General features: G+C 74.3%; 24 protein-coding genes. 8 read left to right on the top strand and 16 right to left on the bottom strand.

All coding sequences use genetic code 11. The annotated features are described in order from the left end of the window. Window positions 1-152 precede the first annotated feature (152 nt). From ACYVDO_RS17425 to ACYVDO_RS17415, 3 genes are read left to right on the top strand one after another with little or no spacing between them, the layout of a single operon-like run. Window positions 153-1,427, top strand: a complete 1,275-nt coding sequence (locus ACYVDO_RS17425; RefSeq protein WP_460938222.1) for a magnesium transporter MgtE N-terminal domain-containing protein — start codon at window positions 153-155, stop codon at window positions 1,425-1,427. Continuing rightward, entirely contained in the window at window positions 1,420-1,992 is a 573-nt protein-coding gene (locus ACYVDO_RS17420) for a DUF1003 domain-containing protein (RefSeq protein WP_460938220.1), read from the top strand. The genes ACYVDO_RS17425 and ACYVDO_RS17420 overlap by 8 nt, the downstream gene beginning before the upstream one ends. Window position 1,993: 1 nt before the next feature. Beyond that, window positions 1,994-3,151 (top strand): Mrp/NBP35 family ATP-binding protein, encoded by a 1,158-nt coding sequence (locus ACYVDO_RS17415; RefSeq protein WP_460938218.1) that lies wholly within the window; start codon window positions 1,994-1,996, stop codon window positions 3,149-3,151. Between the two features lie 164 nt (window positions 3,152-3,315). Here ACYVDO_RS17415 and ACYVDO_RS17410 read toward each other — a convergent pair whose 3' ends face one another. From ACYVDO_RS17410 to sigE, 4 genes are read right to left on the bottom strand one after another with little or no spacing between them, the layout of a single operon-like run. Beyond that, window positions 3,316-3,684: a twin-arginine translocase TatA/TatE family subunit gene (locus ACYVDO_RS17410; protein ID WP_460938216.1), complete on the bottom strand. Its 369-nt coding sequence runs from the start codon at window positions 3,682-3,684 to the stop codon at window positions 3,316-3,318. A 12-nt stretch (window positions 3,685-3,696) separates the two neighbouring features. Beyond that, window positions 3,697-5,541 (bottom strand): S1C family serine protease, encoded by a 1,845-nt coding sequence (locus ACYVDO_RS17405; protein ID WP_460938214.1) that lies wholly within the window; start codon window positions 5,539-5,541, stop codon window positions 3,697-3,699. Beyond that, a complete protein-coding gene (locus tag ACYVDO_RS17400) occupies window positions 5,538-6,170 on the bottom strand; it encodes an anti-sigma factor family protein (RefSeq protein ID WP_460938212.1) in 633 nt (210 codons plus the stop codon). Before ACYVDO_RS17400 ends, ACYVDO_RS17405 begins: the two co-directional genes overlap by 4 nt. Further along, window positions 6,167-6,805 carry an RNA polymerase sigma factor SigE gene (gene sigE, locus ACYVDO_RS17395; RefSeq protein WP_460938230.1) on the bottom strand — a complete coding sequence of 213 codons (639 nt, stop codon included), beginning with the start codon at window positions 6,803-6,805 and terminating at the stop codon, window positions 6,167-6,169. Before sigE ends, ACYVDO_RS17400 begins: the two co-directional genes overlap by 4 nt. Before the next feature lie 165 nt (window positions 6,806-6,970). On the opposite strand from sigE, the gene ACYVDO_RS17390 reads away from it, so the two are divergent. Then, complete coding sequence (locus ACYVDO_RS17390) at window positions 6,971-7,603, top strand: O-methyltransferase (RefSeq protein WP_460938210.1); 633 nt, start codon at window positions 6,971-6,973, stop codon at window positions 7,601-7,603. Here ACYVDO_RS17390 and ACYVDO_RS17385 read toward each other — a convergent pair. The 3 genes from ACYVDO_RS17385 to ACYVDO_RS17375 form a co-directional block, all read right to left on the bottom strand. After that, the gene (locus ACYVDO_RS17385) at window positions 7,600-7,956 is read right to left on the bottom strand and encodes a hypothetical protein (RefSeq protein WP_460938208.1); all 357 of its coding nucleotides are present in this window, start codon (window positions 7,954-7,956) and stop codon (window positions 7,600-7,602) included. The genes ACYVDO_RS17390 and ACYVDO_RS17385 overlap by 4 nt on opposite strands. Then, window positions 7,953-9,470, bottom strand: a complete 1,518-nt coding sequence (locus ACYVDO_RS17380) for a leucyl aminopeptidase family protein (RefSeq protein ID WP_460938206.1) — start codon at window positions 9,468-9,470, stop codon at window positions 7,953-7,955. Before ACYVDO_RS17380 ends, ACYVDO_RS17385 begins: the two co-directional genes overlap by 4 nt. A 118-nt stretch (window positions 9,471-9,588) precedes the next feature. Next, window positions 9,589-9,762: a DUF3117 domain-containing protein gene (locus ACYVDO_RS17375; RefSeq protein ID WP_082590346.1), complete on the bottom strand. Its 174-nt coding sequence runs from the start codon at window positions 9,760-9,762 to the stop codon at window positions 9,589-9,591. Window positions 9,763-9,918: 156 nt separating this feature from the next. Here ACYVDO_RS17375 and ACYVDO_RS17370 point away from each other — a divergent pair, with 156 nt between their 5' ends. Next, window positions 9,919-10,737 carry an enoyl-CoA hydratase/isomerase family protein gene (locus ACYVDO_RS17370; protein ID WP_460938204.1) on the top strand — a complete coding sequence of 273 codons (819 nt, stop codon included), beginning with the start codon at window positions 9,919-9,921 and terminating at the stop codon, window positions 10,735-10,737. 123 nt (window positions 10,738-10,860) lie between these two features. On the opposite strand, the gene ACYVDO_RS17365 is transcribed toward ACYVDO_RS17370, so the two are convergent. The 7 genes from ACYVDO_RS17365 to ACYVDO_RS17335 are packed head-to-tail and all read right to left on the bottom strand — an operon-like array spanning window position 10,861 to window position 15,711. Next, on the bottom strand, window positions 10,861-12,135 hold the full coding sequence (locus ACYVDO_RS17365) for a hypothetical protein (protein ID WP_460938202.1): 1,275 nt from the start codon (window positions 12,133-12,135) through the stop codon (window positions 10,861-10,863). Further along, window positions 12,132-13,319, bottom strand: a complete 1,188-nt coding sequence (locus ACYVDO_RS17360) for a hypothetical protein (protein WP_460938200.1) — start codon at window positions 13,317-13,319, stop codon at window positions 12,132-12,134. Before ACYVDO_RS17360 ends, ACYVDO_RS17365 begins: the two co-directional genes overlap by 4 nt. An 11-nt stretch (window positions 13,320-13,330) precedes the next feature. After that, window positions 13,331-13,909 (bottom strand): DNA-3-methyladenine glycosylase I, encoded by a 579-nt coding sequence (locus ACYVDO_RS17355; RefSeq protein WP_460938198.1) that lies wholly within the window; start codon window positions 13,907-13,909, stop codon window positions 13,331-13,333. Beyond that, window positions 13,906-14,358, bottom strand: a complete 453-nt coding sequence (locus ACYVDO_RS17350) for an SRPBCC family protein (protein WP_460938196.1) — start codon at window positions 14,356-14,358, stop codon at window positions 13,906-13,908. The genes ACYVDO_RS17355 and ACYVDO_RS17350 overlap by 4 nt, the downstream gene beginning before the upstream one ends. A gap of 6 nt (window positions 14,359-14,364) precedes the next feature. Continuing rightward, a complete protein-coding gene (locus tag ACYVDO_RS17345; RefSeq protein ID WP_460938194.1) occupies window positions 14,365-14,676 on the bottom strand; it encodes a DivIVA domain-containing protein in 312 nt (103 codons plus the stop codon). Between the two features lie 38 nt (window positions 14,677-14,714). Beyond that, window positions 14,715-14,954, bottom strand: a complete 240-nt coding sequence (locus tag ACYVDO_RS17340) for a hypothetical protein (RefSeq protein WP_460938192.1) — start codon at window positions 14,952-14,954, stop codon at window positions 14,715-14,717. Window positions 14,955-14,994: 40 nt separating this feature from the next. Then, entirely contained in the window at window positions 14,995-15,711 is a 717-nt protein-coding gene (locus tag ACYVDO_RS17335) for an LOG family protein (protein WP_460938228.1), read from the bottom strand. 211 nt (window positions 15,712-15,922) lie between these two features. On the opposite strand from ACYVDO_RS17335, the gene ACYVDO_RS17330 reads away from it, so the two are divergent. After that, a complete protein-coding gene (locus tag ACYVDO_RS17330; protein ID WP_460938190.1) occupies window positions 15,923-17,275 on the top strand; it encodes a serine hydrolase domain-containing protein in 1,353 nt (450 codons plus the stop codon). A 6-nt stretch (window positions 17,276-17,281) separates the two neighbouring features. On the opposite strand, the gene dapE is transcribed toward ACYVDO_RS17330, so the two are convergent. Next, entirely contained in the window at window positions 17,282-18,460 is a 1,179-nt protein-coding gene (gene dapE, locus ACYVDO_RS17325; protein WP_460938188.1) for a succinyl-diaminopimelate desuccinylase, read from the bottom strand. A 65-nt stretch (window positions 18,461-18,525) separates the two neighbouring features. Here dapE and dapD point away from each other — a divergent pair, with 65 nt between their 5' ends. Together dapD and ACYVDO_RS17315 are read left to right on the top strand one after the other, a co-directional pair. Next, window positions 18,526-19,458 (top strand): 2,3,4,5-tetrahydropyridine-2,6-dicarboxylate N-succinyltransferase, encoded by a 933-nt coding sequence (dapD, locus tag ACYVDO_RS17320; RefSeq protein ID WP_460938186.1) that lies wholly within the window; start codon window positions 18,526-18,528, stop codon window positions 19,456-19,458. A gap of 2 nt (window positions 19,459-19,460) precedes the next feature. Then, entirely contained in the window at window positions 19,461-20,351 is an 891-nt protein-coding gene (locus tag ACYVDO_RS17315; protein WP_460938184.1) for a hypothetical protein, read from the top strand. Between the two features lie 18 nt (window positions 20,352-20,369). Here the strand turns inward: ACYVDO_RS17315 and ACYVDO_RS17310 are convergent, their stop codons facing one another. Then, window positions 20,370-21,998 carry a phosphodiester glycosidase family protein gene (locus ACYVDO_RS17310; protein WP_460938182.1) on the bottom strand — a complete coding sequence of 543 codons (1,629 nt, stop codon included), beginning with the start codon at window positions 21,996-21,998 and terminating at the stop codon, window positions 20,370-20,372. Between the last annotated feature and the right edge of the window lie 29 nt (window positions 21,999-22,027).

Raw genomic sequence — 22,027 nt, 5'->3', positions numbered from 1 at the left:
CGCCGCGGGGTGAGCCCGCCGGCCGCGCCCGCACCCGGCCCCCCCCCCCCCCCCCCCCCCCCCCCCCCCCCCCTGGGCCTTCGGGCAGAGCGCTGCCCCGGCGCCCGCTGAGCCTGCGGGCCGAGCACCGGCCCGGCGGATAGCCTTGCGACGTGAGCACCCCGTCGCGCGTCTTCGTGGGCCGCCTGACCAGCCTGAGCGTCTTCGACCCGCTCGGCGACCAGGTCGGCCGCGTCCGCGACGTCGTGGTGACCTTCACCGCCTCCCGGCGCCGCCCCCGCGTCATCGGCCTGGTCGTCGAGGTCCCTGGGCGCCGTCGCGTGTTCGTGCCGATGACCCGCGTGACCTCCGTCGACGGCGGGCAGGTCATCACCACCGGCCTGGTGAACATGCGCCGGTTCGAGCAGCGCGCCAACGAGGTCCTCGTCATGGCCGAGATCCTCGAGCGGCCGGTCACCGTCAACGACCCCGAGGGCTCGTTCGAGGCGACCGTCGAGGACATCGCGATCGAGCGCGAGCGCGGACGCGACTGGTCGATCTCCAAGGTCTACGTCCGCCAGGGCACGCAGAAGTCCTCCCTCGGCCCGTTCCGCCGGCGCCGCGGCACCACCGTCCTCGTCCCGGTCGAGGACGTGAGCGGCATCCACCGCCCGGCCGCGGGGCAGTCCGCGGCGATGCTGCTCGAGACCTACGACGAGCTCAAGTCGGCCGACCTCGCCGAGGTGATCCACGACCTGCCCAAGCGTCGCCGGGCCGAGGTCGCCGAGGCGATGGACGACGCCCGGCTTGCCGACGTCCTCGAGGAGCTGCCCGAGGACGACCAGGTCGAGATCCTCGAGGGCCTGCCGGTCGACCGGGCCGCGGACGTGCTCGAGGCGATGGAGCCCGACGACGCCACCGACCTGCTGCACAACCTCCCCGAGGAGAAGCAGGAGGAGCTGCTGCGTCGGATGGAGCCCGACGAGGCAGCCGACCTGCGCCGCCTGCTGACCTACGACGAGGAGTCGGCCGGCGGCATGATGACCACCGAGCCGGTCATCCTCGGTCCCGAGGCCTCCATCGCCGAGGCCCTCGCGGTCGTGCGCCGCGCCGAGATCTCCCCCGCCCTCGCCTCGACCGTCTACGTCTGCCGCGCGCCGCACGAGACCCCCACCGGCAAGTACCTCGGCATCGTGCACATCCAGCGGCTGCTGCGCGAACCGCCCCACGGGGCCATCGGCGCCATCCTGGACAAGGAGATCGAGCCGCTCACGGCCGACGCCCCCCTGGGCCAGGTCACCCGGATCCTCGCCACCTACAACCTCGTCGGTGTGCCGGTGGTCGACGACGAGGGACGGCTCATCGGTGCCGTCACCGTCGACGACGTCCTCGACCACATCCTCCCCGACGACTGGCGTGAGGAGCGGCGCGAGGTGACCCATGGCTGAGCGCGAGCGCCGCCGGGACGTCTCGTCCCGCCTCGACCAGCCCCGCGACACCCGCCGGGCCGTGCTGCCGCGCCCCGCCCTCTCGCAGGAGACGTTCGGGCGGTGGAGCGAGGGGTTCGCCCGGTGGATGGGGACCGCGCAGTTCATCATCGCGATGACGGTCTTCGTCCTGGTGTGGGTGGGCTGGAACATCCTGTCCAGCCGCACGCTGCGCTTCGACGCCTACCCGTTCATCTTCCTGACCCTCATGCTCAGCCTGCAGGCGTCGTACGCCGCGCCGCTCATCCTGCTCGCGCAGAACCGGCAGGCCGACCGCGACCGCGTCGCGCTCGAGCAGGACCGGGCCCGCGACGAGCGCAACCTCGCCGACACCGAGTTCCTCACCCGCGAGGTGGCCGCCCTGCGCCACGCCATGCGTGACGCCGCGACCCGTGACTTCGTCCGCTCCGAGCTGCGCAGCCTGCTCGACGAGCTCGAGGAGCGGGGCCTGGAGATCCGCCGGCGTGACGAGGCCGACAGCCGCGGGGACACGGGCGGTGGCGCCCCGGAGACCGCCGCGACCTAGCATGGAGGGCATGTCCGCCCCTTCCGCCGCTCCCGTGACCGACGACGCCCTCCGGCAGGCGCTGGCCACGGTCATCGACCCCGAGATCCGCAAGCCGGTCACCGAGCTCGGCATGGTCGAGAGCTGCACGGTCGACGAGGCCGGGCGGGTTGCCGTGACGATCCTGCTCACCGTGTCGGGCTGCCCGATGAAGGACACCCTGACCAAGGACACCACCGCGGCGCTGGCCAAGGTGCCGGGTGTCACCGGGGTGAAGGTCTCGCTGGGCGTCATGAGCGACGAGCAGCGCACCAAGCTGCGCGAGCAGCTGCGGGGTGGGACACCCGAGCGCGAGATCCCGTTCGCCCAGCCCGGCTCCCTCACGCGCGTGTATGCCGTGGCGTCCGGCAAGGGCGGCGTCGGCAAGTCCTCGGTGACGGTGAACCTCGCGGCATCCCTCGCCGAGAGCGGACTGCGGGTCGGCGTGGTCGACGCCGACGTCTACGGCTTCTCGGTGCCCCGCATGCTCGGCGTCGAGCACCGGCCCACCCAGGTCGACGACATGATCCTGCCGCCGGTCAGCCACGACGTGAAGGTCATCTCGATCGGCATGTTCGTGCCCGGCAACCAGCCCGTCGTCTGGCGCGGGCCGATGCTGCACCGCGCCCTGCAGCAGTTTCTCGGGGACGTCTTCTGGGGCGACCTCGACGTGCTGCTGCTCGACCTGCCGCCCGGCACCGGCGACATCGCGATCTCGGTGGCCCAGCTCATCCCGACCGCCGAGATCCTCGTGGTCACCACCCCGCAGCAGGCCGCGGCCGAGGTGGCCGAGCGGGCCGGGTCGATCGCCCTGCAGACCCACCAGCGGATCGTCGGCGTGATCGAGAACATGTCCTGGCTCGAGCTGCCCGACGGCTCGCGCCAGGAGATCTTCGGCTCCGGCGGCGGCCAGGCCGTCTCGGAGTCGCTCACCCGCGCGGTCGGCGCCTCGGTGCCGCTGCTCGGGCAGATCCCGCTCGACACGAACCTGCGCGAGGGCGCCGACGAGGGCAACCCGGTCGTGCTGCGCGACCCGGACTCCCCCGCCGCGGTCGCGCTCCGCGGCATCGCCCGCGGCCTCGGCACCCGCTCGCGCGGCCTGGCCGGCCGCTCGCTGGGCCTGTCCCCCGTCGGCCGCTAGGCCACGCCGCGGGCAAACCCTCGTCTGTGCGCAAACCTCCGTCGGAGTGCGCAGGGAGCGGATCAGTGCGCAGGCACACGCTCGTCTGCGCGCAAACCTCTGTCGGAGTGCGCAGGGAGCGGGTCAGTGCGCAGTGACGCGTTCGTCTGTGCGCAGACGAGCGGTCAGGTGGCGTCGTCGTCGAACGGCGTCGGCAGCGACGGGTCGCGCGTGACCGGGCCCGCGCCAGGGGTCGCTGCCGCGCCGGTGGAGGCGGCAGACGCCTCGGGCTCGAAGGGCGTCGGGTCCATCAGGGCCTCGCGCACGATGCGGCGCGGGTCGTACTGACGCGGGTCGTACTGGCGCCAGTCGATGTCGTCGAACTCCGGGCCCATCTGCTCGCGCAGCTGCCCCTTGGCGCCCTCGGCCATGGCACGCGCCTGCCGCACGAGCCGGCCGAGCTTCGCGGCATACTCCGGCAGCCGCTCGGGGCCCAGGATCACCACCGCCAGCACGATCAGCAGGATGAACTCCCAGCCGTTGACGCCTGCCACGAGCCCTCCTGCTCAGCTGCCGGACTTGCCGGCCAAGGTCAGTGTGACCTCGATCGTCTCACTGCCGCGCCGGACCTTCATCGACACCCGGTCGCCGACGCTCTTGGCGCGGATGGCCACGACCAGGTCGTCGGCGCCGGTGACCTTCCTGCCGTCGAACTCGACGATGATGTCACCCGGCTTGACGCCCGCCCTGCCGGCGGGGCCGGACGGGTCGACGGGGTTGCCGCTGTCGGCCGTGGGCTTGGCGAGGATGCGCACGCCCTCGCCGGTGAACTGCCGGTCGAGCACCACGCCGATCACCGGGTGCTGGGCCGAGCCGGTCTTGATGAGCTGCTCCGCGGTCTTGACCACCTGGTCGCTCGGGATGGAGAAGCCCACGCCGATGTTGCCCGACTGGGTGTCCGTGGACCCGGGGATGCGGGCGATGGCGGAGTTCACGCCGATGACCTCGCCGCGCATGTTGAGCAGGGGGCCGCCGCTGTTGCCGGGGTTGATCGCCGCGTCGGTCTGGATCGCGTTGATGTACGACTGCTGGTCGCCGTCCCCGCCGGGGCTCACCGGGCGGTTCAGCGCGCTCACGATGCCGCTGGTCACGGTGGACTCGAGCCCGAGCGGGGCACCGACGGCGATGACCTGGTCGCCCACGACGACGTCCTTCGAGGCGCCGATGGTCAGCGGCTCGAGGCCGGCGCGCTCCGTCTTGAGGACGGCGAGGTCGTACGACGCGTCGCGGCCGACGATCGTGGCGTCCACCTCCGAGCCGTTGGAGAGCTCGATCTTGATGGTGCCGTTGTTCGCGGCGCCGGCGACGACGTGGTTGTTGGTGATGATGTGGCCGTCGCGGTCGATCACGAAGCCGGACCCGGTGCCCGCCCCGTCGGCGCCCCGGACCTTGATGGTGACGACGCTGGGCAGCGCCTTGGCGGCGATGTTGGGGATCGAGCCCTCGGGGCGGGCGGTCGAGCCCACCCCGGCGGTCGGGATGGAGGACGGGGTGCGGTCGAGACGGCCGAAGTCGACGCGGTCGGTCGCGCCGAGCCAGCCGCCGAACATCCCCCCGAGGACAGCGGCGACCAGCGCCGCCGCTGCAGCGACCGCGACCAGGGCGCCCCAGCCCGGGCCCTTCTGCTGGGGGGCGGTGGCCGGGACCGGGTGCGCTCCGCTCCACGGGGGCGCGGTGCCGGCGTACCAGGCGTCGGCGGACCGGGCGGTGATGGGGTCCCAGCCCGCGCCCGGGGCGCCGGCCGGGGCCGTGCCGTGCTGAGGGTAGGCCTGCGCGGCGCTCCCGGAGGCGGCGCCGGCCGGGGCGGCCCCCGCGGCGGCCGACGTGGTGGGCACCGGCTGGGCGGCCGGGGGTTGGTGGACGGACGGCTGCGCCGGCCAGCCGGTCGGCTCGTGCGCCCAGACCGGCTGGTCCGTGGGCTCCCGACCCTGGTCGCCCGGGGCTGGGGCGGCCGGGGGGCCGGAGGCGGCCGCGGCGGAGTCGATCTCCTGGGTGTGCGACAGGTCGACCGGCTGGGTGTGCTCGGGGGCACGCGGTGGGGCCCACGGGTCCCAGTGGTCGGCGGTCACAGGCGCGACAGCGGCCGCGGACTCGGGCGCGACAGGAGCCGCGGGTTCGGGCGCGACAGGAGCCGCGGGCTCGGCGGCCGGCGGGGCGCCCGTCTCCGGGGCGCTGGCGCCCCTCTCGGCCGCGGTGGGACCGGTCTCCGGTGCGAGAGTGCTGCCCTCCGGCGCGGGGGCGTCGCTTCCCGGCGCGGCGGGACCGGTCTCCGGCGGTGTGGTGCCCGGACGCGCGGCGCGCCCGTCGTCGGCGCCCTGCGGGCTCGCCCCGGGGCCGCGCTCGTTCGTCATGGAGTCGATTCTGCCGAACTGTCGCGTGCTCCGCTGACAGCGGGTCCGACGGGTCGCGTGGACCCGGCCGGGTTCGTGGAGGTCCCGAGCCGCCGCACGGTGAAGGCAGCCGTCGCGAAGCCGGGCTGGGCCGACCGGGCCCGCTGCACCGCGGGCGAGACGGGAGCGCTCGGCGTCGACACGCCGGCCCCGCCGGTGACGGCCAGGCCCCAGGCGGCGGCGGCCGTGGCACCTGCGGCGATCCCTGCGAAGACGGTGGCGCGGCGGACCGACCGGTGCAGCGCCGGGGCGCCCCTGTCCACGACGGGCAGGGGAGCCATGGGGACCGGAGGAGGAAGGTGGCTGCGCCCGGCTCCGGTGGTCACCGGTCCGAGCGGCTGGTCGGCCACGGCCAGCAGCAGGCTGCGCAGGTCACCGGGCACGGCGGACGCGGAAGGCGCACGCAGCGCCCCGAGCACCCGGCGCTCCTGCTCGACGAGGGCACGGCAGCGGGTGCAGGCCACGAGGTGGCGGTCCCAGTGCAGGAGGCTCGCGGCATCCATCGCCCGGTCCGCGTAGGCCGTGAGCCGGTCGCCGAGGCAGCGCCCCGGCCGCGGGACGGTCCCTCCGGTCAGGCCCAGGCGACTCATCGCGAGCCCGGCACCGCCCGGCCCAGCACCGGCAGCCGGCGCCGCGGCGTGGCGGGGCGGTCGGCGTCGGTCGCGGGACGACCGAGCGCGGGGTCGCGGTGGGCCAGGGCCTCGCGGAGCTGGGCGCGGCCCCGGTGGATCCGTGAGCGCACGGTCCCGAGCTTGATCCCCAGGGTCGCGGCGATCTCCTCGTAGGACAGTCCCTCGATGTCGCAGAGCACGACGGCGGCCCGGAACTCCGGCGACAGCGCGTCGAGCGCGCGCTGCACGTCGTCGTCGAAGTGGGTGGCGTCGTACGTGGCCTCGGGGCTCAGCTCACGGCTGGGGAGGCGGGCCGCGGACTCGTCGGAGAGCGCGTCGAAGCGGATGCGCTGCTTGCGCCGCATCTTGTCGAGGAAGACGTTGGTGGTGATGCGGTGCAGCCAGCCCTCGAAGGTGCCGGGCTGGTAGGAGTGCAGCGAGCGGAACACCCGGATGAACACGTCGTGGGTGAGGTCCTCGGCGTCGTGCGGGTTGCCGGTGAGCCGGTAGGCGAGGCGGTAGACCCGGGCGGAGTGCTGCTCGACGATCTCCTCCCAGCTCGGGGGCACCCACGCGGGCTGCTCCTGGCTTCCTGCCTGGGGCGCGCCGATCATGTCGGTCGCGGTCACGTCCCTCACCTCCGGTCGGCACACCCGGGGGGTGCGCGCTGTGCACTCGGTCCAGACGACCGACTGCCCCAAATCGTTCCCGACGAACCTGAGCGTTTCCTGTACGCCGGGCGGCTGGTGGGCAGCGCCCGCGGCAGTAGGGTTTCCCGCATGAGTGCACAGAAGCCCGCCAGCTGGGCCTATGCCGAGGGGTTCGTGACCGAGGACGAGGTCGTCGAGTCCGCCCGGCGCCGCGGCGAGGAGCTCGGGGCCGTGCCGGTCGGCAACGGCGCGGGCGCCCTGCTGCGCCTGCTGGCCGCGGCGGTCCGCGCCCGCTCGGTCGTCGAGATCGGCACGGGCGGGGGCACCTCGGGCCTGTGGCTGCTCCAGGGGATGCCCGACGACGGCATCCTCACCACCATCGACGTCGAGCCGGAGCACCAGGGTGCGGCCCGCAAGGCCTACGCCGACGCCGGTGTCGCCCACCAGCGGACCCGGGTCATCACCGGGCGCGCGCTCGACGTGCTGCCGCGGATGACCGACGGCGCCTACGACATGGTCGTCGTCGACGCGGACAAGCGCGAGTACCCCGAGTACGTCGACCACGCGATCCGGCTGCTGCGCTCCGGCGGCGTGCTGGCGCTCGACAACATGCTCTGGCACGACAAGGTCGCCGACCCCGCGGCCCGCGACGCCGAGACCACCGTGCTGCGCGACCTCGGCAAGCGGCTGCGCGACGACGAGCGGCTCGTCCCGGCGCTGCTGCCCGTCGGCGACGGGGTGCTCGCCGCCGTCAAGCGCTAGACGGTGCCGGGACCGGGGCCCCTGCGGAAGCCCTCGGGCCCCTCGGCGATCGCCACGACCTCGAACGGCTCGACGACCACCGGCGCGGACCCGATGATCCGGCTGCCGGCCGACTCGGCCGCCCCGGCGCTGAACTCCTTCTGGAAGTCGTCGCGGTAGACGGCCTGGTCGAAGACGTACGTCCCCTCGAACCAGCGCCCCTCGACCATGCGCCACGTCTTGAACGCGAGCCCGTCCAGGAACATGAACTTCGCCATCGACGTCCCGACGACGTAGTCGCGCAGCTTGCCCGCCACGTCGGCGGGCGCCTCCTCGAGGGACCAGCGGACGGTCAACCCGTACCCGGCGTTCATCGCATCTCCTCCAGCCAGTGCAGGAGCAGCCGGGCGCCGAAGCCCGTACCGCCCTTGGTGTGGAGCCCTCGGTCGACGTCGGAGCGGCCGACCCCGGCGATGTCGAGGTGCGCCCAGCTCCGCGAGCCCGCGAACTCCCGGAGGAACAATGCTGCCGAGATCGAGCCTGCTCCGCCCCCGATGCCCGCTATGTGGTTGATGTCGGCCACGTCGCTGTCGAGCATCGGCCGGTAGTCCTCCACCAGCGGGAACGGCCACAGCAGCTCGCCGGTGGCCTCCCCCGCGCCCACCAGGGCGTCGCCGACGGCGTCGTCGGTGGCGTAGACCGGCGCCATCGAGCGACCGAGCGCGACGCGCGCGGCGCCGGTGAGCGTCGCGATGTCCAGCAGGACGTCGGGCTCGAGCTCGAGGTCGGCGTATGCGAGGGCGTCGGCCATGACGAGCCGCCCCTCGGCGTCGGTGTTGCCGATCTCGACGGTGCGCCCGCCGTAGTGGGTGATGACGTCACCGGGCCGGTAGGAGGCCGCGCCCACGGCGTTCTCGGCCAGCGCGAGCAGCCCCGTCACGCGCACCGGCACCGCCAGGTCGCGGCAGGCCGCCAGCACGGCCAGCACGACACCGGCACCGCTCATGTCGGTCTTCATGGCCAGCATGCCCTCGGCCGGCTTGATGTCGAGGCCGCCGGTGTCGAAGGTGATGCCCTTGCCCACGAGGACGACGTGCGGGGTGCGTGCCCCGGCGCCCTCCGGTGTCCAGTCGAGGCGGACCAGGCGTGGTGGCGTGGCCGAGGCGGCCCCGACGGCGAGCAGGCCGCCGAAGCCGCCGGCCCTCAGCTCCCGCTCGTTCCAGACCGTGACCTCGAGCCCGTGGCGCCGGCCCAGCGCGCGTGCCTGCGCGGCCACCCAGGCCGGGTTCTTGGTGTTCGAGGGGACGACGGCGAGGTTCCTGGCCAGCATGGTGGCGCCCGCCCGGCGTACCGAGCGGCGCACGACGTCCTCGTCGTGGGCCCCCACCAGCGCGACGACCCCGACCGGTGACGGGGTGGGAGTCGTGCGGCCGCTCAGCCACTGCGGGCTGGCGTAGCCACCGAGGGCCAGCCCCTCGGCAAGGGCGGACTGCGCCGACGCCGGCTCCCCGCCCCCGAGGGTGGTGACGAGGACGGCGCGGCCGCGCACGGCCCGCCCGACGGCTGCCCCCGCGGACCGCAGGTCGGCGGCGGTCCCGGCGCCGACCCCGGCCAGCAGCACCGTGCGGGCCGCCCGCTCACCGGGTGGGAGTGGCACCGCCGTGACCGCCCCCGCGGTCGCCGGCGGCTCCCACGTCGCCAGCACGGCCGCGGCGTCCAGGCCGACCAGCGCGAGCGCCTCCGCGCCCGACGTGGGGATGCCGTCCTCCCGGACGTCGACCGCGAGCACGAGGTCGTGCGGGTCGTGGTCGGCGAGGACGTCGGCGAGCGGCGTGCTCACGACGGACCACTCGCTGGTGGCGGGGCTCAGGAGCTCTGGGGCAGGCACGGGGCCGACCCTACCCACCCGGTACCCACCCGGCGGCGCGGGCCGGCACACCGCCGGGACGACGAAGGACCCCCGGCCGAGCGTGCGGCAGGGGGTCCTTCGGAGAGGCGCGGAAGGGTTACTTCAGCCCCTCGCAGTTGTCGATGGCGTCACCGAGAGCGCGGACCTCGTCCGGGGTCATCTCGACGACGAGCCGACCGCCACCCTCCAGGGGCATGCGCAGCACGATGCCGCGACCCTCCTTGGTCACCTCGAGCGGGCCGTCGCCGGTCCTCGGCTTCATTGCCGCCATGGGGATGTGTCCCTTCCGTCAGGCGTGGATTTGGCTGGGCACACGGTTCCACGCCAGTGGTCGTCGGTCAGCAGTGCGCGCCAGTTTCGCCTCATTATCCCGTGAACACCCCCACAGGTGAAATCCGCCCCACCGCGTGACCGGCATGATGACGGCATGACCGACACGCCCGACCTGCCCGTCCCCGGCCAGCCCCCCGTCCTGCTCGAGCGCAGTGGCGCCGTCGCCACGGTCCGGTTCAACCGGCCGGAGGCGATGAACGCCCTCGACGTCGCGACGAAGGAGGCGCTGCTCGCCGCGCTGACGGAGGTGGCGCAGGACCCGGAGGTGCGCTGCGTCGTGCTCACCGGGTCCGGTCGCGCGTTCTGCGTCGGGCAGGACCTGCGCGAGCACGTCACGCTGCTGCAGTCGGACGACCCGTCGCTGTGGGAGACGGTGCCCGCGCACTACAACCCGGTGGCCGAGCTGCTCGCGACCATGGACAAGCCGGTGGTGGCGGCGCTCAACGGCGTGGCGGCCGGGGCGGGGGCCGCGTTCGCGCTGGCGGCCGACATCAGGGTCATGGTCGACACCGCGGGCTTCAACCTGGCGTTCGCGGGTATCGCCCTGTCCTGCGACTCCGGCTCCTCGTGGTGGCTGCAGCGCCTGGTCGGCCCGGCCCGGGCCAAGGAGCTGCTGCTGCTGCCGCGGACCGTACCCGCCCCGGAGTGCCTCGACCTCGGCCTGGTCACCACGGTCGTGACGGCCGAGGAGTTCGAGGCGGAGGTCGGGCGGGTCGCGACGCAGCTCGCGGCGGGACCGACGATGGCCTACGGCTCGATCCGGCAGGCGGTCGCCTTCGCGGCCGGCCACCCGCTCGCCGAGTCGCTCGCCCGGGAGGGCGAGTACATGGCCCGCACCGGCGCGAGCGCCGACCACCGGGCCGCCGTGGACGCGTTCCTCGCCAAGGAGAAGCCGGTCTTCACCGGCCGCTGACCGGCCGCTGACCCGCTGCCGCGCCCGCCATGGTCCACGTCGTGAGGCCGGCCGAGCCGTCGGGCGCCGTCGTGCGCCCGGCCGTGCCGTGGGCGCCGTCGTGGGCCCGCCCGTGCCGTCGGCTCACGGCGGCGCGGCCGCCCAGGGCGTGTACGTGAGCAGCGTGCACGTGAACCAGAACATCCCCGCCACGAGGACGACCGCCACGACCCCCACCCGCCGCCGCCAGTGCGGCACGATCCGCGCTCCGGTGGAGGTCCGCATCGCCACGGACGCGACGAGCGCGGCGATCGGGAAGTCCAGCAGCAGGAACCGCCACATGCTGGTGATAGGCCGGACGACCGCGAGCAGGTAAAGGGGGTAGGCCAGCGCCCAGACCCGCAGCTCCACGGCGAGCCAGCGCCCGTGCCGGCCCAGGATCAGCGCGATGTACGTGGCGACGAGCGAGACCAGCACGAGCACGCCGTACAGCCCGTGCGACTCCCAGGCCCACACGATCCAGAGCACGAACGGCCCCGACTCCGGCTTCTGGCCCCAGGCCGCCTGCACGTCGAAGAACGCCGTCGGCAGCCCGCTGACCAGCCCGACGACGACCGGCCAGGACACCGACGACACGGCCGTCGCCGCGATCATGAGGCCCGCCGTGACCCGTTGCCCCGACAGGGGGACGACGCCGGCGGCGCGGTCCTCGCGCCACCGCAGCACCAGGTGCGCCACCACGGCGCACGCCATCGCGGGGGCGACCGCGCGGGTGAAGCCCAGGACGATCGCCAGCCCCGCCACCCAGGCGTACCGGCGTTGCAGGAGCAGCAGCAGCGAGGCGGCCACGAGGACCGCGGCCAGCGCCTCGGTGTACGGCATCACGAGCACCCCCGTGGCCGGGTACAGGCACCACAGGGAGGCAGCGGTCAGGGCGAGGCGGTCGCGCGCCGGCTGTGGCGAGGCGTGCACGGCGAAGTGGAAGCAGCGCCAGACGAGCAGGGTGGCCGCGGCCCCGACCACCAGGTTGAGCGCGACCGCGGCCCCGAGGAACGGCAGCCCGGTGACCATGAGCGCGCGCACGAGGAAGGGGAAGACCGGGTAGAACGCCCACTCGCTGTACGTGAGCAGCCCCGTGTCGGGGTCTGCGGGCAGCGGGACGGGGTAGCCGGAGTGCGCGATCCGGTCGTACCAGACCGAGTCCCAGCCGCCGAGGATGTCGGCGACGTTCGGGTCCACGTGGCCGACCCCGGCCGGTGTCTGGAACCACACGGCGGCGACGCCCATGGCGGCGACCACGAGGCCACGGGACAGGACGTAGACCAGCATGAGGTAGGCCACGGGGTGGCGCAGCGCCCGCTGCGCCACGGCGCTGCGTCCCGCGGAGGTGCGCAGGGCGGCGAGGCCGGTGGCGCTCACGGCGGGTAGTCCGACGGCGGGTGGAAGACGAGCAGCTTCCAGATCCACGCGACCTGCCCGACCACCCCGAGGGCCACCAGCACCCACGCGCGGGTCCAGAGCCAGCGGGCGCCGCGCTCGACCCAGCCGCCGCCGAGCATGACGGCCACGAGCGGGAAGAGCGGCAGGGCGTAGCGGAAGATGCTCGTGAACGGGTCGAGGACGAGGGCGAGGTATGCCGGGTAGGCCAGGCACCACGTGCGCAGCTCCGGGCCCAGCGCGGTCGCCCAGGGACCGAGGGTGAGCACGACGATCGCCGTGGCGAGGGCCGCGAGCGCGACCGGGCCGTAGACCGCCGCACCGTCGAAGTCGCGGAACGCCCACTGCGACATGCCGAGCCACGGCTTGAGCGGGGTGATGACGTGGCCGACCCGCCACGACGCCATGGTCTCGGTGTAGGCCGTCCTGACGCCGGTCACCCGCCAGGCGACGAGGGGCCACAGGAGCCCGGCGATCCCGCTGGCGCCGAGCGCGAACGCGCCGGCGGCCCACTCGGTCGGGCGGATCGGCTCGCGCCCCCGGTCCCGCCAGCGCACGAACAGCGCCACCACGACGACGGCGAGGACGGGCACCGCGACCGGCCGGGTGAGGCCGAGCACCAGGGCGGCCAGCCCCGCTGCCGCCCACTGCCTGCGGAGCACGGCCCACAGCAGCAGGCAGAGCACGAGCATCGCCATCGACTCGCTGTAGGCGAGCTGCAGCGAGACCGCCGCCGGGAACGCCGCCCAGACCGCCACGGTCGCCAGTGCCACCGGGCGCCCCACTTTCTCGGCGAGCAGGAGCGCCATGACGACGGCTGCCCCCAGGCCGCAGAGCAGGGCGACGGTGGACCCGACGAGGGCGAAGCCGAGGCCGGTGAGGTCCATGACGGCCCGTGCGACGAGCGGGAACAGGGGGTAGAAGGCCCAGGCGTTCTGGGCGACCTGGCCGTCAGGGGTGCGGGGCAGCACGTGGGGGTAGCCCACCTCGGCGATGTGGCGGTACCAGCTGCCGTCCCACAGGACGGTCATGTCGAGGGGCTCGACCGTCGGGCCGGTCCAGTCCGGCATCACCGGCTGGCGGTGCGAGGCGATGACGAGCAGCACCCAGCCGACCGCGCGCAGGGCCAGGTAGACCAGGCCCACACGCAGGACCAGGGCGCGCACCGGTGACCGGTTCACGCCGTGCCGGCCCGGTGGCACCCCTGGAGGTGGTCGTCCACCAGACCGCACGCCTGCATCGCGGCATACATGGTCGTCGGGCCGACGAAGACGAAGCCGGCCCCCTTGAGCGCCTTCGCGAGCGCGACGCTCTCGGGCGAGGTGGCCCGCAGGTCGGCCGTGCCGCGGGGCGGGGTGTGCCGCTCCGGCCGGTGCGACCACACGAGCTCCTCGAGGCCGCCCCGGTCGCGCAGCCCGAGCACCGCCGCGGCGTTGCGGATGGCGGCGTCGACCTTGAGCCGGTTGCGGACGATGCCGGCGTCGGACATCAGCCGGTCGCGGTCGGTGTCGTCGAACCCGGCGACCACCTCCGGGTCGAACCCGGCGAACGCGGTTCGGAAGGCGTCGCGCTTGCGCAGGATCGTGATCCACGCCAACCCGGACTGGAACGCCTCGAGGGTGATGCGCTCGTAGAGCGCCTGCTCGCCGTGGACGGGCACGCCCCACTCGCGGTCGTGGTAGGCCAGGTACTCCGGAGCCGACCCGGCCCAGGCGCAGCGGGCCAGGCCGTCGGCGCCGACGACCACACCACTCACCGCGGCGCCTCGGCGGCCCGCGCCAGCATCGCGTCGACGGCACGCCCGTAGAGCCACTCGCTGCCGCGGGCGACCAGCGGGTCGAACAGGCGCTTGGCCGGCAGCGGCCGGACGACCGCGTCCTCCCGCCAGTCCAGGCGGGTCCCGGTGCCGTCGGGCTCGAACGTGACGTCGGCCCAGCCGCCCAGGAGGCGCCCGGTCTTGACGATGCGGAAACGGGCCCGGCCGGCGACCGGCGGCTGCCAGACGGTCACGAGCATCGAGTCGCGGAAGGCGAGGGGCCCCAGCCCGCTGATCCCGGCGAAGCCCCAGCCGGGCGTGGTGTCGCCGGCGTCGAGCCGCATGCGGGTGAGCGGCATCCAGTCGGCGTAGCCCGCGAAGTCGGTGACGACGGACCAGACGGCCCCCGGGCTCGCCGGGGAGAAGCGGGTGAGGTGGAAGAAGGCCATGGGTCGTCAGTCGTCGGAGTCGGCCGCGCGCGGGGTGGGCGCGGGGACGTCTCGGGGGTCGCGGGCGGCCTCGAGCTCGGCGATGCGCTCAAGGAGCTGGTCCAGGACCGCGTCGACCTGGTCCATCCGGTAGCCGCGCAGCGCGGTGTCGAACCGCACGGTCGAGACCTCGCTGGCCGGGAACCCTTCCGAGAGCGCGGGATCCGCCTGGCTGCTCGTCGCCGGGGCCATCGGGTCGTAGCCGACGCGGCCGGTCACCAGCGCGGCGAAGCCGCCCACGAGCAGCACCGCCACGACGATGAGGAAGACCCAGATCACGCGCCCGATCGTCGCACGTCCGACTGGGAGGAACCTACTCAGCCCGCGTGTCCGGCCTCGGGGAGCTCGGTGGGGGTGATGGCCGCCCGCGTGAGCATCTCCACGACGTGCGGCACGTCGTCGGGCGACAGGCGCACGGTCGCCTTGCACACCGAGTCCTGCCAGATGGACAGGACGACGCGGCCGCTGGCCGGGTGGCCCGACACCCGCAGCGTACGACCCGCGACGTCGCGGCCCAGCACGACGTCGCCCAGGCGCGGCAGCGGCGACACGGTCACGACCTCATTGTCGCGGCGGGCCCACCGCCGCGTCCATCCCTCATTCGGGCCGCTTGGCCGCCACCTGCTCGTCGGCCTCGATCACGGTCCGCACCGCCTCCTCGACGTCGTCGGTGAGGTGGAGCAGGTCGACATCGCGCGGGCTGACCGTGCCGGCGTCGAGCACCGTCCCGCGCAGCCAGTCGAACAGCCCGCCCCAGTAGCCCGTCCCCATGAGGACGATCGGGAAGGAGGTGACCTTGTGGGTCTGCACGAGGGTGACCGCCTCGAACAGCTCGTCCAGGGTGCCGAAGCCGCCGGGAAGCACGATGAAGCCGCGCGCGTACTTGACGAACATCGTCTTGCGGGCGAAGAAGTAGCGGAAGTTGACGCCGAGGTTGACGTGCTCGTTCAGGCCCTGCTCGAAGGGCAGCTCGATGCCGAGCCCGACCGAGGCGCCGCCGGCCTCGTGCGCCCCCTTGTTCGCCGCCTCCATGGCGCCCGGCCCTCCCCCGGTGATGACGGCATACCCGGCCTCCGCCAGGCGGCGCCCCACCTCGCAGCCCAGCTCGTAGAACTCGGTCCCCGGCCTGGTCCGCGCCGACCCGAACACCGACACGGCCGGTCCGAGCTCGGCGAGCGCCCCGAACCCCTCGACGAACTCGCTCTGGATCCGCAGCACCCGCCACGGGTCGGTGTGCACCCAGTCGGTCGGGCCGCGCGAGTCGAGCAGCCGCTGGTCCGTCGTGGTGCCGGGGACCCGCGACCCGCGCAGCATGACCGGGCCGGTGCGGTACTCGACGTCCCACTCGGTGGCTCCGGCGGTCTGCCCGGGGTCGTCCTCGGCGTGGCTCAGGTCGTCGTGGTCGCTCACCCGCCCAACCTAGGCCACCCCGACTCGCGGACCGGGGAACGGTGGCGTGAACGGCGCGGGAACGGGCACCGCGGGGCGGGGCGACGGCGTACGGACTCCCGCTAGGGTCGCGAGGATGGACAGCCCCCTGCAGGAGAGCACGCGACGCCGCCTCCACACGCTCGCCCTGGAGCGCCAGCGCCGGGGGCGGGTCCCCGGCCTGGCCGCAGCGGTGGTCCGCCGGGGCGCACCGGTGTGGACCGACGGCATCGGCACCGTCGACGTGTCGTCGCCGCGGGTGCCGGGCCCGGACGACCAGTTCCTCGTCGCCTCCAACACCAAGTCCTTCACCGCGGTGCTGGTCATGGCGCTGCGGGACGAGGGGCGGCTCGACCTCGACGACACCCTCGACCAGCACCTGCCCGGCGTGGCCCACCGGGTCACGGTGCGACAGGCCCTCGCCCACGCGAGCGGGCTGGCGCGCGAGCCTCTCGGGGACGTCTGGGAGACCCTCGAGCAGCCCGACGCCGCGACCCTCATGAGCGACTTCGACGCCATCGAGCGCGTCGGCCGCCCCCACGACCGCTGGCACTACTCCAACATCGTGTATGCCGTGCTGGGCCAGCTCGTCGCGCGGCTCGACGGCCGCTCGTGGGAGGAGTCGCTGCGCGCCCGGGTCCTGGCGCCGCTCGGGATGACCCGGACGACCGTCGGATTCGACGGCGGGCCCCGCGCCACCGGGTACCACCTGTCTCCCTTCCACGACGTGCCGCGGGTCGAGCCGGTCGTCGACCTGCGGGCGATGGCACCGTGCGGCGGGCTCGCGAGCACGCTGACCGACCTCGCCACGTGGTGCGGCTTCGTGGCGGACCCCGACCCGGGCATCTTGTCCCCCGACACGCTCGAGGAGATGACCCAGCCGCAGCTGATGACCGACCCCGACGGCTGGACGAGCGCGATGGGGCTGGGGTTCTTCCTCGTCCGCTCACCCCGGAAGCGCACGTGGGTCGGGCACACCGGCGGGCTCCCCGGCCAGGTCAGCGGCGTCTTCACCCACCGCGAGAGCGGCACCGGCGGCATCGTCCTGATGAACAGCTCGAGCTCGCCCGACCCGACCGAGCTGGCGCTGTCCCTCGGGGACCACGTGCTCGACCACGACCCGGTCGAGGAGGAGCCGTGGCGGCCGGGCACGAGCGTGCCCGAGGACCTCGTCCCGCTCCTGGGCCGGTGGTTCTCGGAGGGCAGCGGCTACACCTTCAGCGTCCGCGAGGGCCGGCTGGAGGCGCGCGCCGACTCGGCACCGCCCGGCCGCGCCCCGTCCGTCTTCGAGCGGCTCGACGGCTCCACGTTCCGCACGGTCTCCGGCCGCGAGCGCGGCGAGCTGCTCCGGGTCACCCGCACGCCGGACGGCTCGGTGGCGAAGCTGAACTGGGCGACCTACCTGGTGACCCGCGAGTCGCTCGGGTTCGGGGAGTCGCTCGAGCGGTAGCCGCCCTCAGGCGAGCCAGCGCAGCAGAGCCGCCTCGGCGGAATCGAGCTGGGCGACCGGCACCCGCTCCTCGTCGTGGTGGGCGAGGTTCGGGTCGCCGGGGCCGAAGTTGACCGCGGGGACCCCCATCGCCGCGAACCGGGCCACGTCGGTCCAGCCCTGCTTGGCCACGACGTCGACCCCCAGGGCGTCGACGAACGCCCGGGCGGCCGGGCGGTCCAGCCCGGGCCTGGCGCCGCCGGCGTTGTCCACGACCGTGACGACGAAGTCGCTGAAGAGCTGGTGGACGACGGCCGCGGCCTCGTCCTCGGACTTGTCCGGCGCGTAGCGGTAGTTGACCGTCACGACGCACCGGTCGGGGATGACGTTGCCTGCGATGCCGCCGGCGATGCCGACGGCGTTCATCGCCTCGCGGTACTCCAGCCCGTCCACCTCGACGGTCTCGGGCTGGTACGCCGCGAGCCGGGCGAGCACCTCGGCCGCGTCGTGGATCGCGTTGTGCCCGTTCCACGGCCGGGCGCTGTGGGCGGCGATGCCCTTGGTCACGACCTCGGCCCGCAGCGTGCCCTTGCAGCCGCCCTCGACGATGGAGCCGGTCGGCTCGAGCAGCACGGCGAAGTCGGCGTCCTCGATGAGGTCAGGGCGCTGCTGGTGGATGTGCAGGAGGCCGTTGTACTGGCTGTCGATCTCCTCGCCCTCGTAGAAGACGAACGTGAGGTCGCGCGACGGCTCTGCCACCAGGGCGGCCTTGAGCTGCACGGCGACACCGCCCTTCATGTCCACGGTGCCCCGTCCCCAGAGCTCCTCGCCCCGGCGCTGGGTCGGGAGGTTGGCCGGGTCGGTGGTGAGCGGCACGGTGTCGATGTGCCCGGCGAGGACCACCCGCTCGGCGCGTCCCAGCTCGGTCCTGGCCACGAGGGTGTTCCCGATCCGGGTGGTGGTGAGGTGCCCGAGCGGGGCCAGGGCGGCCTCGATCGCGTCGCACACCATGGCCTCGTCGAGGCTCACGGACTCGATGTCGCACAGCGCCGCGGTGAGGGTCGTGACGTCCGCGGCCAGGTCGAGGGCCGGGGGCGTCGTGGCCCGGTGGGCGGTGCCGGAGGCGTTCTCGGCGCTGCTGTGGACGCTGCTCCTGGCGCTGCTCTGGACACTGCTCTCGGCGCTGCTCTGGGGGCTGCTCGGCATGTCGGCCACCCTAGCCGTGCGGCGGATTCACGGACGACGGCGCACCTCTCGTACCCTTGGGCGCCATGAGCAGCGAGCGCACCGCCTGGGGCCACGGCCTGGCCACGGTCCACGACGACGGGTCCGTCCTCGACACGTGGTTCCCGGAGCCGGCGCTCGGCGCCCGACCAGCCGACGCCGCCGTCCCGGCCGCGCTCGAGGCCCTCGTCGCCAAGGACGACGCGCGCCGGGTGCGCCGCGAGGTGGTCACCGTGGAGGTCGACCTCGACGCGGCGCCCGCCGACCCCTCCGACGCCTACCTGCGGCTCCACCTGCTCTCGCACTGCCTCGTCGCCCCCAACACCGTCAACCTCGACGGCCTGTTCGGCGTGCTCGTCAACGTCGTGTGGACCACCCAGGGCCCGTGCGCCGTCGAGGGGTTCGAGCTGACCCGGGCCGCTCTCCAGGCGCGGGGCCCGGTGCAGGTGCTCGGGGTCGACAAGTTCCCGCGGATGGTCGACTACGTCGTGCCCGCGGGCGTGCGCATCGGTGACGCGGACCGGGTGCGGCTCGGCGCCCACCTCGCCCCCGGCACCACCGTGATGCACGAGGGCTTCGTCAACTTCAACGCCGGCACGCTCGGTCACTCCATGGTCGAGGGACGGATCTCCCAGGGCGTCGTGGTGGGCGACGGCTCCGACGTCGGCGGCGGCGCCTCGACGATGGGGACGCTGTCCGGCGGCGGCACCGAGCGCGTCCGGGTCGGCGAGCGCTGCCTGCTCGGCGCCGAGTCGGGGCTGGGCATCGCCCTCGGCGACGACTGCGTCCTCGAGGCCGGGCTGTACCTCACCGCCGGCACGAAGGTCACCCTCGGCGACGGGCGGGTCGTCAAGGCCCGCGAGCTGTCCGGCCAGGACACCCTGCTGTTCCGGCGCAACTCCGTCACCGGCACCGTCGAGGCCCTGGCCAGGGACGGCCACGGCATCGTCCTCAACTCCGCCCTGCACGCGAACGACTAGGCATGCCCACGAGCCGGCGCGGCGGCGCGCCCCTCGCCGAGCAGCGCCCACCACGACGCGGGATGCGCCGGCTGCTCACCCGCGTCGTCCTGCTCGCGTTCGTCGTCGCCGTCGTGGGGGCGGGGGTCCTGGGTGTCCGCGGCCTGCTGCACAGCTTCGGCGGCCCCGAGTGCCGGGCCACGGCGTTGGGGAAGAGCGTGACCTTCGACCCCAGCCAGACGGCCTACGCGGCCACCATCGACGCGGTGGCCGAGAAGCGGGGGCTCCCGGCCCGCGCGGCCACCATCGCCATCGCGACGGCCATCCAGGAGTCGAAGCTGCGCAACCTGACCTACGGCGACCGGGACTCGGTGGGCCTGTTCCAGCAGCGGCCGAGCCAGGGCTGGGGCACCGAGAAGCAGATCCTCGACCCGGTCTACGCGAGCAACAAGTTCTACGACGAGCTCGTGAAGATCAAGGGCTACGAGCAGATGCGGATCACCGAGATCGCGCAGAAGGTGCAGAAGAGCGCCTACCCCGAGGCCTACGCCGAGCACGAGCAGGAGGGGCGCCTGCTCGCCTCCACCCTGTCCGGGCACTCCCCCGGTGGCCTGGGCTGCCGGCTCAAGGACGCCACCGACGGCAACCCGGCTGCGATGCGCACGGCGCTGTCCGCCGAGCTCGGGGTGCCCTCGACGGTCAAGGGCACGACGCTCACCGTGCGCGCCGCCTCGGAGCGGCAGGCCTGGAGCGCGGGCGCGTTCGCCGTGGCCAAGGCCGAGCAGTACGGCGCGACGAAGGTGACGGTCGGGTCCCGCTCGTGGACCCGCACCACCGGTGCCGACGGCTGGTCCTGGCAGCAGGCGAGCAAGCCCGTCGCCAAGGACACCGCCGTCATCGCCTTCGCCGGCTGACGAGGACGAAGGGGCGCCTCAGCGCACGACGATGGCGTCGCCGACCGCGCGCTCCCCGGTGGCGTCGGACGGGTGGCTGACCAACTGGTCACGCACCACCATCGCCGTGGAGCCGCCGCCGTCGAGGTTCATCGCGTCGACCATGCCGAGCGACCTCGCGACCGCCGCCGTCTCGGGGATGGACAGGCCGAGCTCGCCGAGCTGGCGCCCGTCGACCGTCACCAGCAGGGTGCGGCCCGCGGCGTCCACGCCGGCGAAGGTCCGGGGGTTGCGCTGCAGGACCCACCCGTAGGCGAAGCTGGGCTCGCCGGGGTGGACCATCCCGTCCTGCTGCTGCGTGATGTGCACCCTGCCGTCGCGCACCAGCTCGGGCCCACCGTTGAGCACCGCCCGGCCGGGGAGGGCCAGGGGACGGCCCCCCACGGTCAGCTCGGTCCGGGTGGTGACCCGCTGGCCCGGGACGAGGGCCGCGACGAGGGCGGCCTGGCTGCCGGTCCCCTGCAGCGAGCGCTGGCCGGTCGCGAGGGCGGTGCCGCGCGTGGTCGCCACCGACAGGACGCGGCCGTGGCGGTCGAGCACGGCCTCGGCGCCGCTGCCGGCCGGGGTACGGGGGCCGAAGGCGGTCGTGAACAGGACGAGCTCGTCCGCGTCGGTGCACGTGGTGTCGTGCAGAGGCAGCGCGGTCGGCAGGTCGTCGGCGGTGCCGCCGCAGTTGCGGATCAACCCGGGCACCCGGTTCAGGCCGTCGAGCACCTGCCGCCCCGACGGGAGCATCGCGTTCGCCGTCCAGCTCGGTCGCACGACGGCCGTGTGCCGGGCTCCGGGGTCGAGCGCCAGGACGGGGCGGGACCCGACCGGCTCGGACTCCAGCCTGCCGTCGTAGACGCCGGCCCCGGCCGGGTCGCCCTCGGCACCGGCCCTGGGGTCGAAGACGAAGAAGCCGGCGTTGACGGCGACCTTCGCCTTCTCGTAGCCGGCGAGCCACGACGTCGTCTCCCGGGTCTCCAGCGTCGGGCCGAAGGTCGCGCCCAGGCTCCCGCGGAACTGCCGGGGGTCGATGGTCACGACGTTCACCGTCCACGGGCCCTTGGCGGTGGACGTGCCGTCCCACCCGGCATACCAGGCGCGGCCGGAGTAGCCGGCGGCCTTGAGCCGCGCCGCCTCGGCGGCCGCCTGGGCCTGGGTGCCGAAGGTCGTGGTGAGCCGCACCCGCCAGCCCAGCACCCCGGCCGGGACGTCGGCGACAGCGGGCTGGAGCACCTGCTGGGCCTGCGCCGGGAAGCCGTCCGCAGTCAGCCGCTCGGCGAACGCGCGGGCGCTGGCCTCGTCCTGGATGGCACGCGGCGGTGCGTCGGGGTCCGGACTGGTCGAGCCGGACGGGATGCTCACCTCGACCACCCACGGGACGCCGGCATCTGCCGCGCCCCGGGTGATGCTCGTCCAGGTGACGCCGGGCTCGACCTGCCGCACGGTGCGGGTCTCCGGCAGCCCCGCCGGGCCGAGGTCCAGCGGCTGCGCAGCGGCGGGCTGGGGCCGGCCGTGGCCGCCGTAGTGGTGGGGCGGCGCCGCGGTCGCCGGTGAGCTCGCCACGGCAGCCGCCGCCGCGAGGCCGATCGTGCCGACTGCTGCTGCCCAGGTGCGCCTCATGGACGGCAGGCTACGACCGATTCGCACCT

Source organism: Phycicoccus ginsengisoli, assembly GCF_054779295.1.
The sequence above is the reverse complement of the archived record's forward strand: the minus strand, read 5'-3'. Positions and strand labels throughout refer to the sequence as shown.

Excerpts from the sequence above, each read along its gene's own strand:
- ACYVDO_RS17420 (WP_460938220.1), top strand. The coding sequence starts at position 1,420 with ATGGCTGAGCGCGAGCGCCGCCGGGACGTCTCGTCCCGCCTCGACCAG.
- ACYVDO_RS17415 (WP_460938218.1), top strand. The coding sequence starts at position 1,994 with ATGGAGGGCATGTCCGCCCCTTCCGCCGCTCCCGTGACCGACGACGCC.
- ACYVDO_RS17405 (WP_460938214.1), bottom strand. The coding sequence starts at position 5,541 with ATGACGAACGAGCGCGGCCCCGGGGCGAGCCCGCAGGGCGCCGACGAC.
- ACYVDO_RS17400 (WP_460938212.1), bottom strand. The coding sequence starts at position 6,170 with ATGAGTCGCCTGGGCCTGACCGGAGGGACCGTCCCGCGGCCGGGGCGC.
- sigE (WP_460938230.1), bottom strand. The coding sequence starts at position 6,805 with ATGATCGGCGCGCCCCAGGCAGGAAGCCAGGAGCAGCCCGCGTGGGTG.
- ACYVDO_RS17390 (WP_460938210.1), top strand. The coding sequence starts at position 6,971 with ATGAGTGCACAGAAGCCCGCCAGCTGGGCCTATGCCGAGGGGTTCGTG.
- ACYVDO_RS17385 (WP_460938208.1), bottom strand. The coding sequence starts at position 7,956 with ATGAACGCCGGGTACGGGTTGACCGTCCGCTGGTCCCTCGAGGAGGCG.
- ACYVDO_RS17375 (WP_082590346.1), bottom strand. The coding sequence starts at position 9,762 with ATGGCGGCAATGAAGCCGAGGACCGGCGACGGCCCGCTCGAGGTGACC.
- ACYVDO_RS17370 (WP_460938204.1), top strand. The coding sequence starts at position 9,919 with ATGACCGACACGCCCGACCTGCCCGTCCCCGGCCAGCCCCCCGTCCTG.
- ACYVDO_RS17350 (WP_460938196.1), bottom strand. The coding sequence starts at position 14,358 with ATGGCCTTCTTCCACCTCACCCGCTTCTCCCCGGCGAGCCCGGGGGCC.
- ACYVDO_RS17335 (WP_460938228.1), bottom strand. The coding sequence starts at position 15,711 with ATGCTGCGCGGGTCGCGGGTCCCCGGCACCACGACGGACCAGCGGCTG.
- ACYVDO_RS17330 (WP_460938190.1), top strand. The coding sequence starts at position 15,923 with ATGGACAGCCCCCTGCAGGAGAGCACGCGACGCCGCCTCCACACGCTC.
- dapE (WP_460938188.1), bottom strand. The coding sequence starts at position 18,460 with ATGCCGAGCAGCCCCCAGAGCAGCGCCGAGAGCAGTGTCCAGAGCAGC.
- dapD (WP_460938186.1), top strand. The coding sequence starts at position 18,526 with ATGAGCAGCGAGCGCACCGCCTGGGGCCACGGCCTGGCCACGGTCCAC.
- ACYVDO_RS17315 (WP_460938184.1), top strand. The coding sequence starts at position 19,461 with ATGCCCACGAGCCGGCGCGGCGGCGCGCCCCTCGCCGAGCAGCGCCCA.
- ACYVDO_RS17310 (WP_460938182.1), bottom strand. The coding sequence starts at position 21,998 with ATGAGGCGCACCTGGGCAGCAGCAGTCGGCACGATCGGCCTCGCGGCG.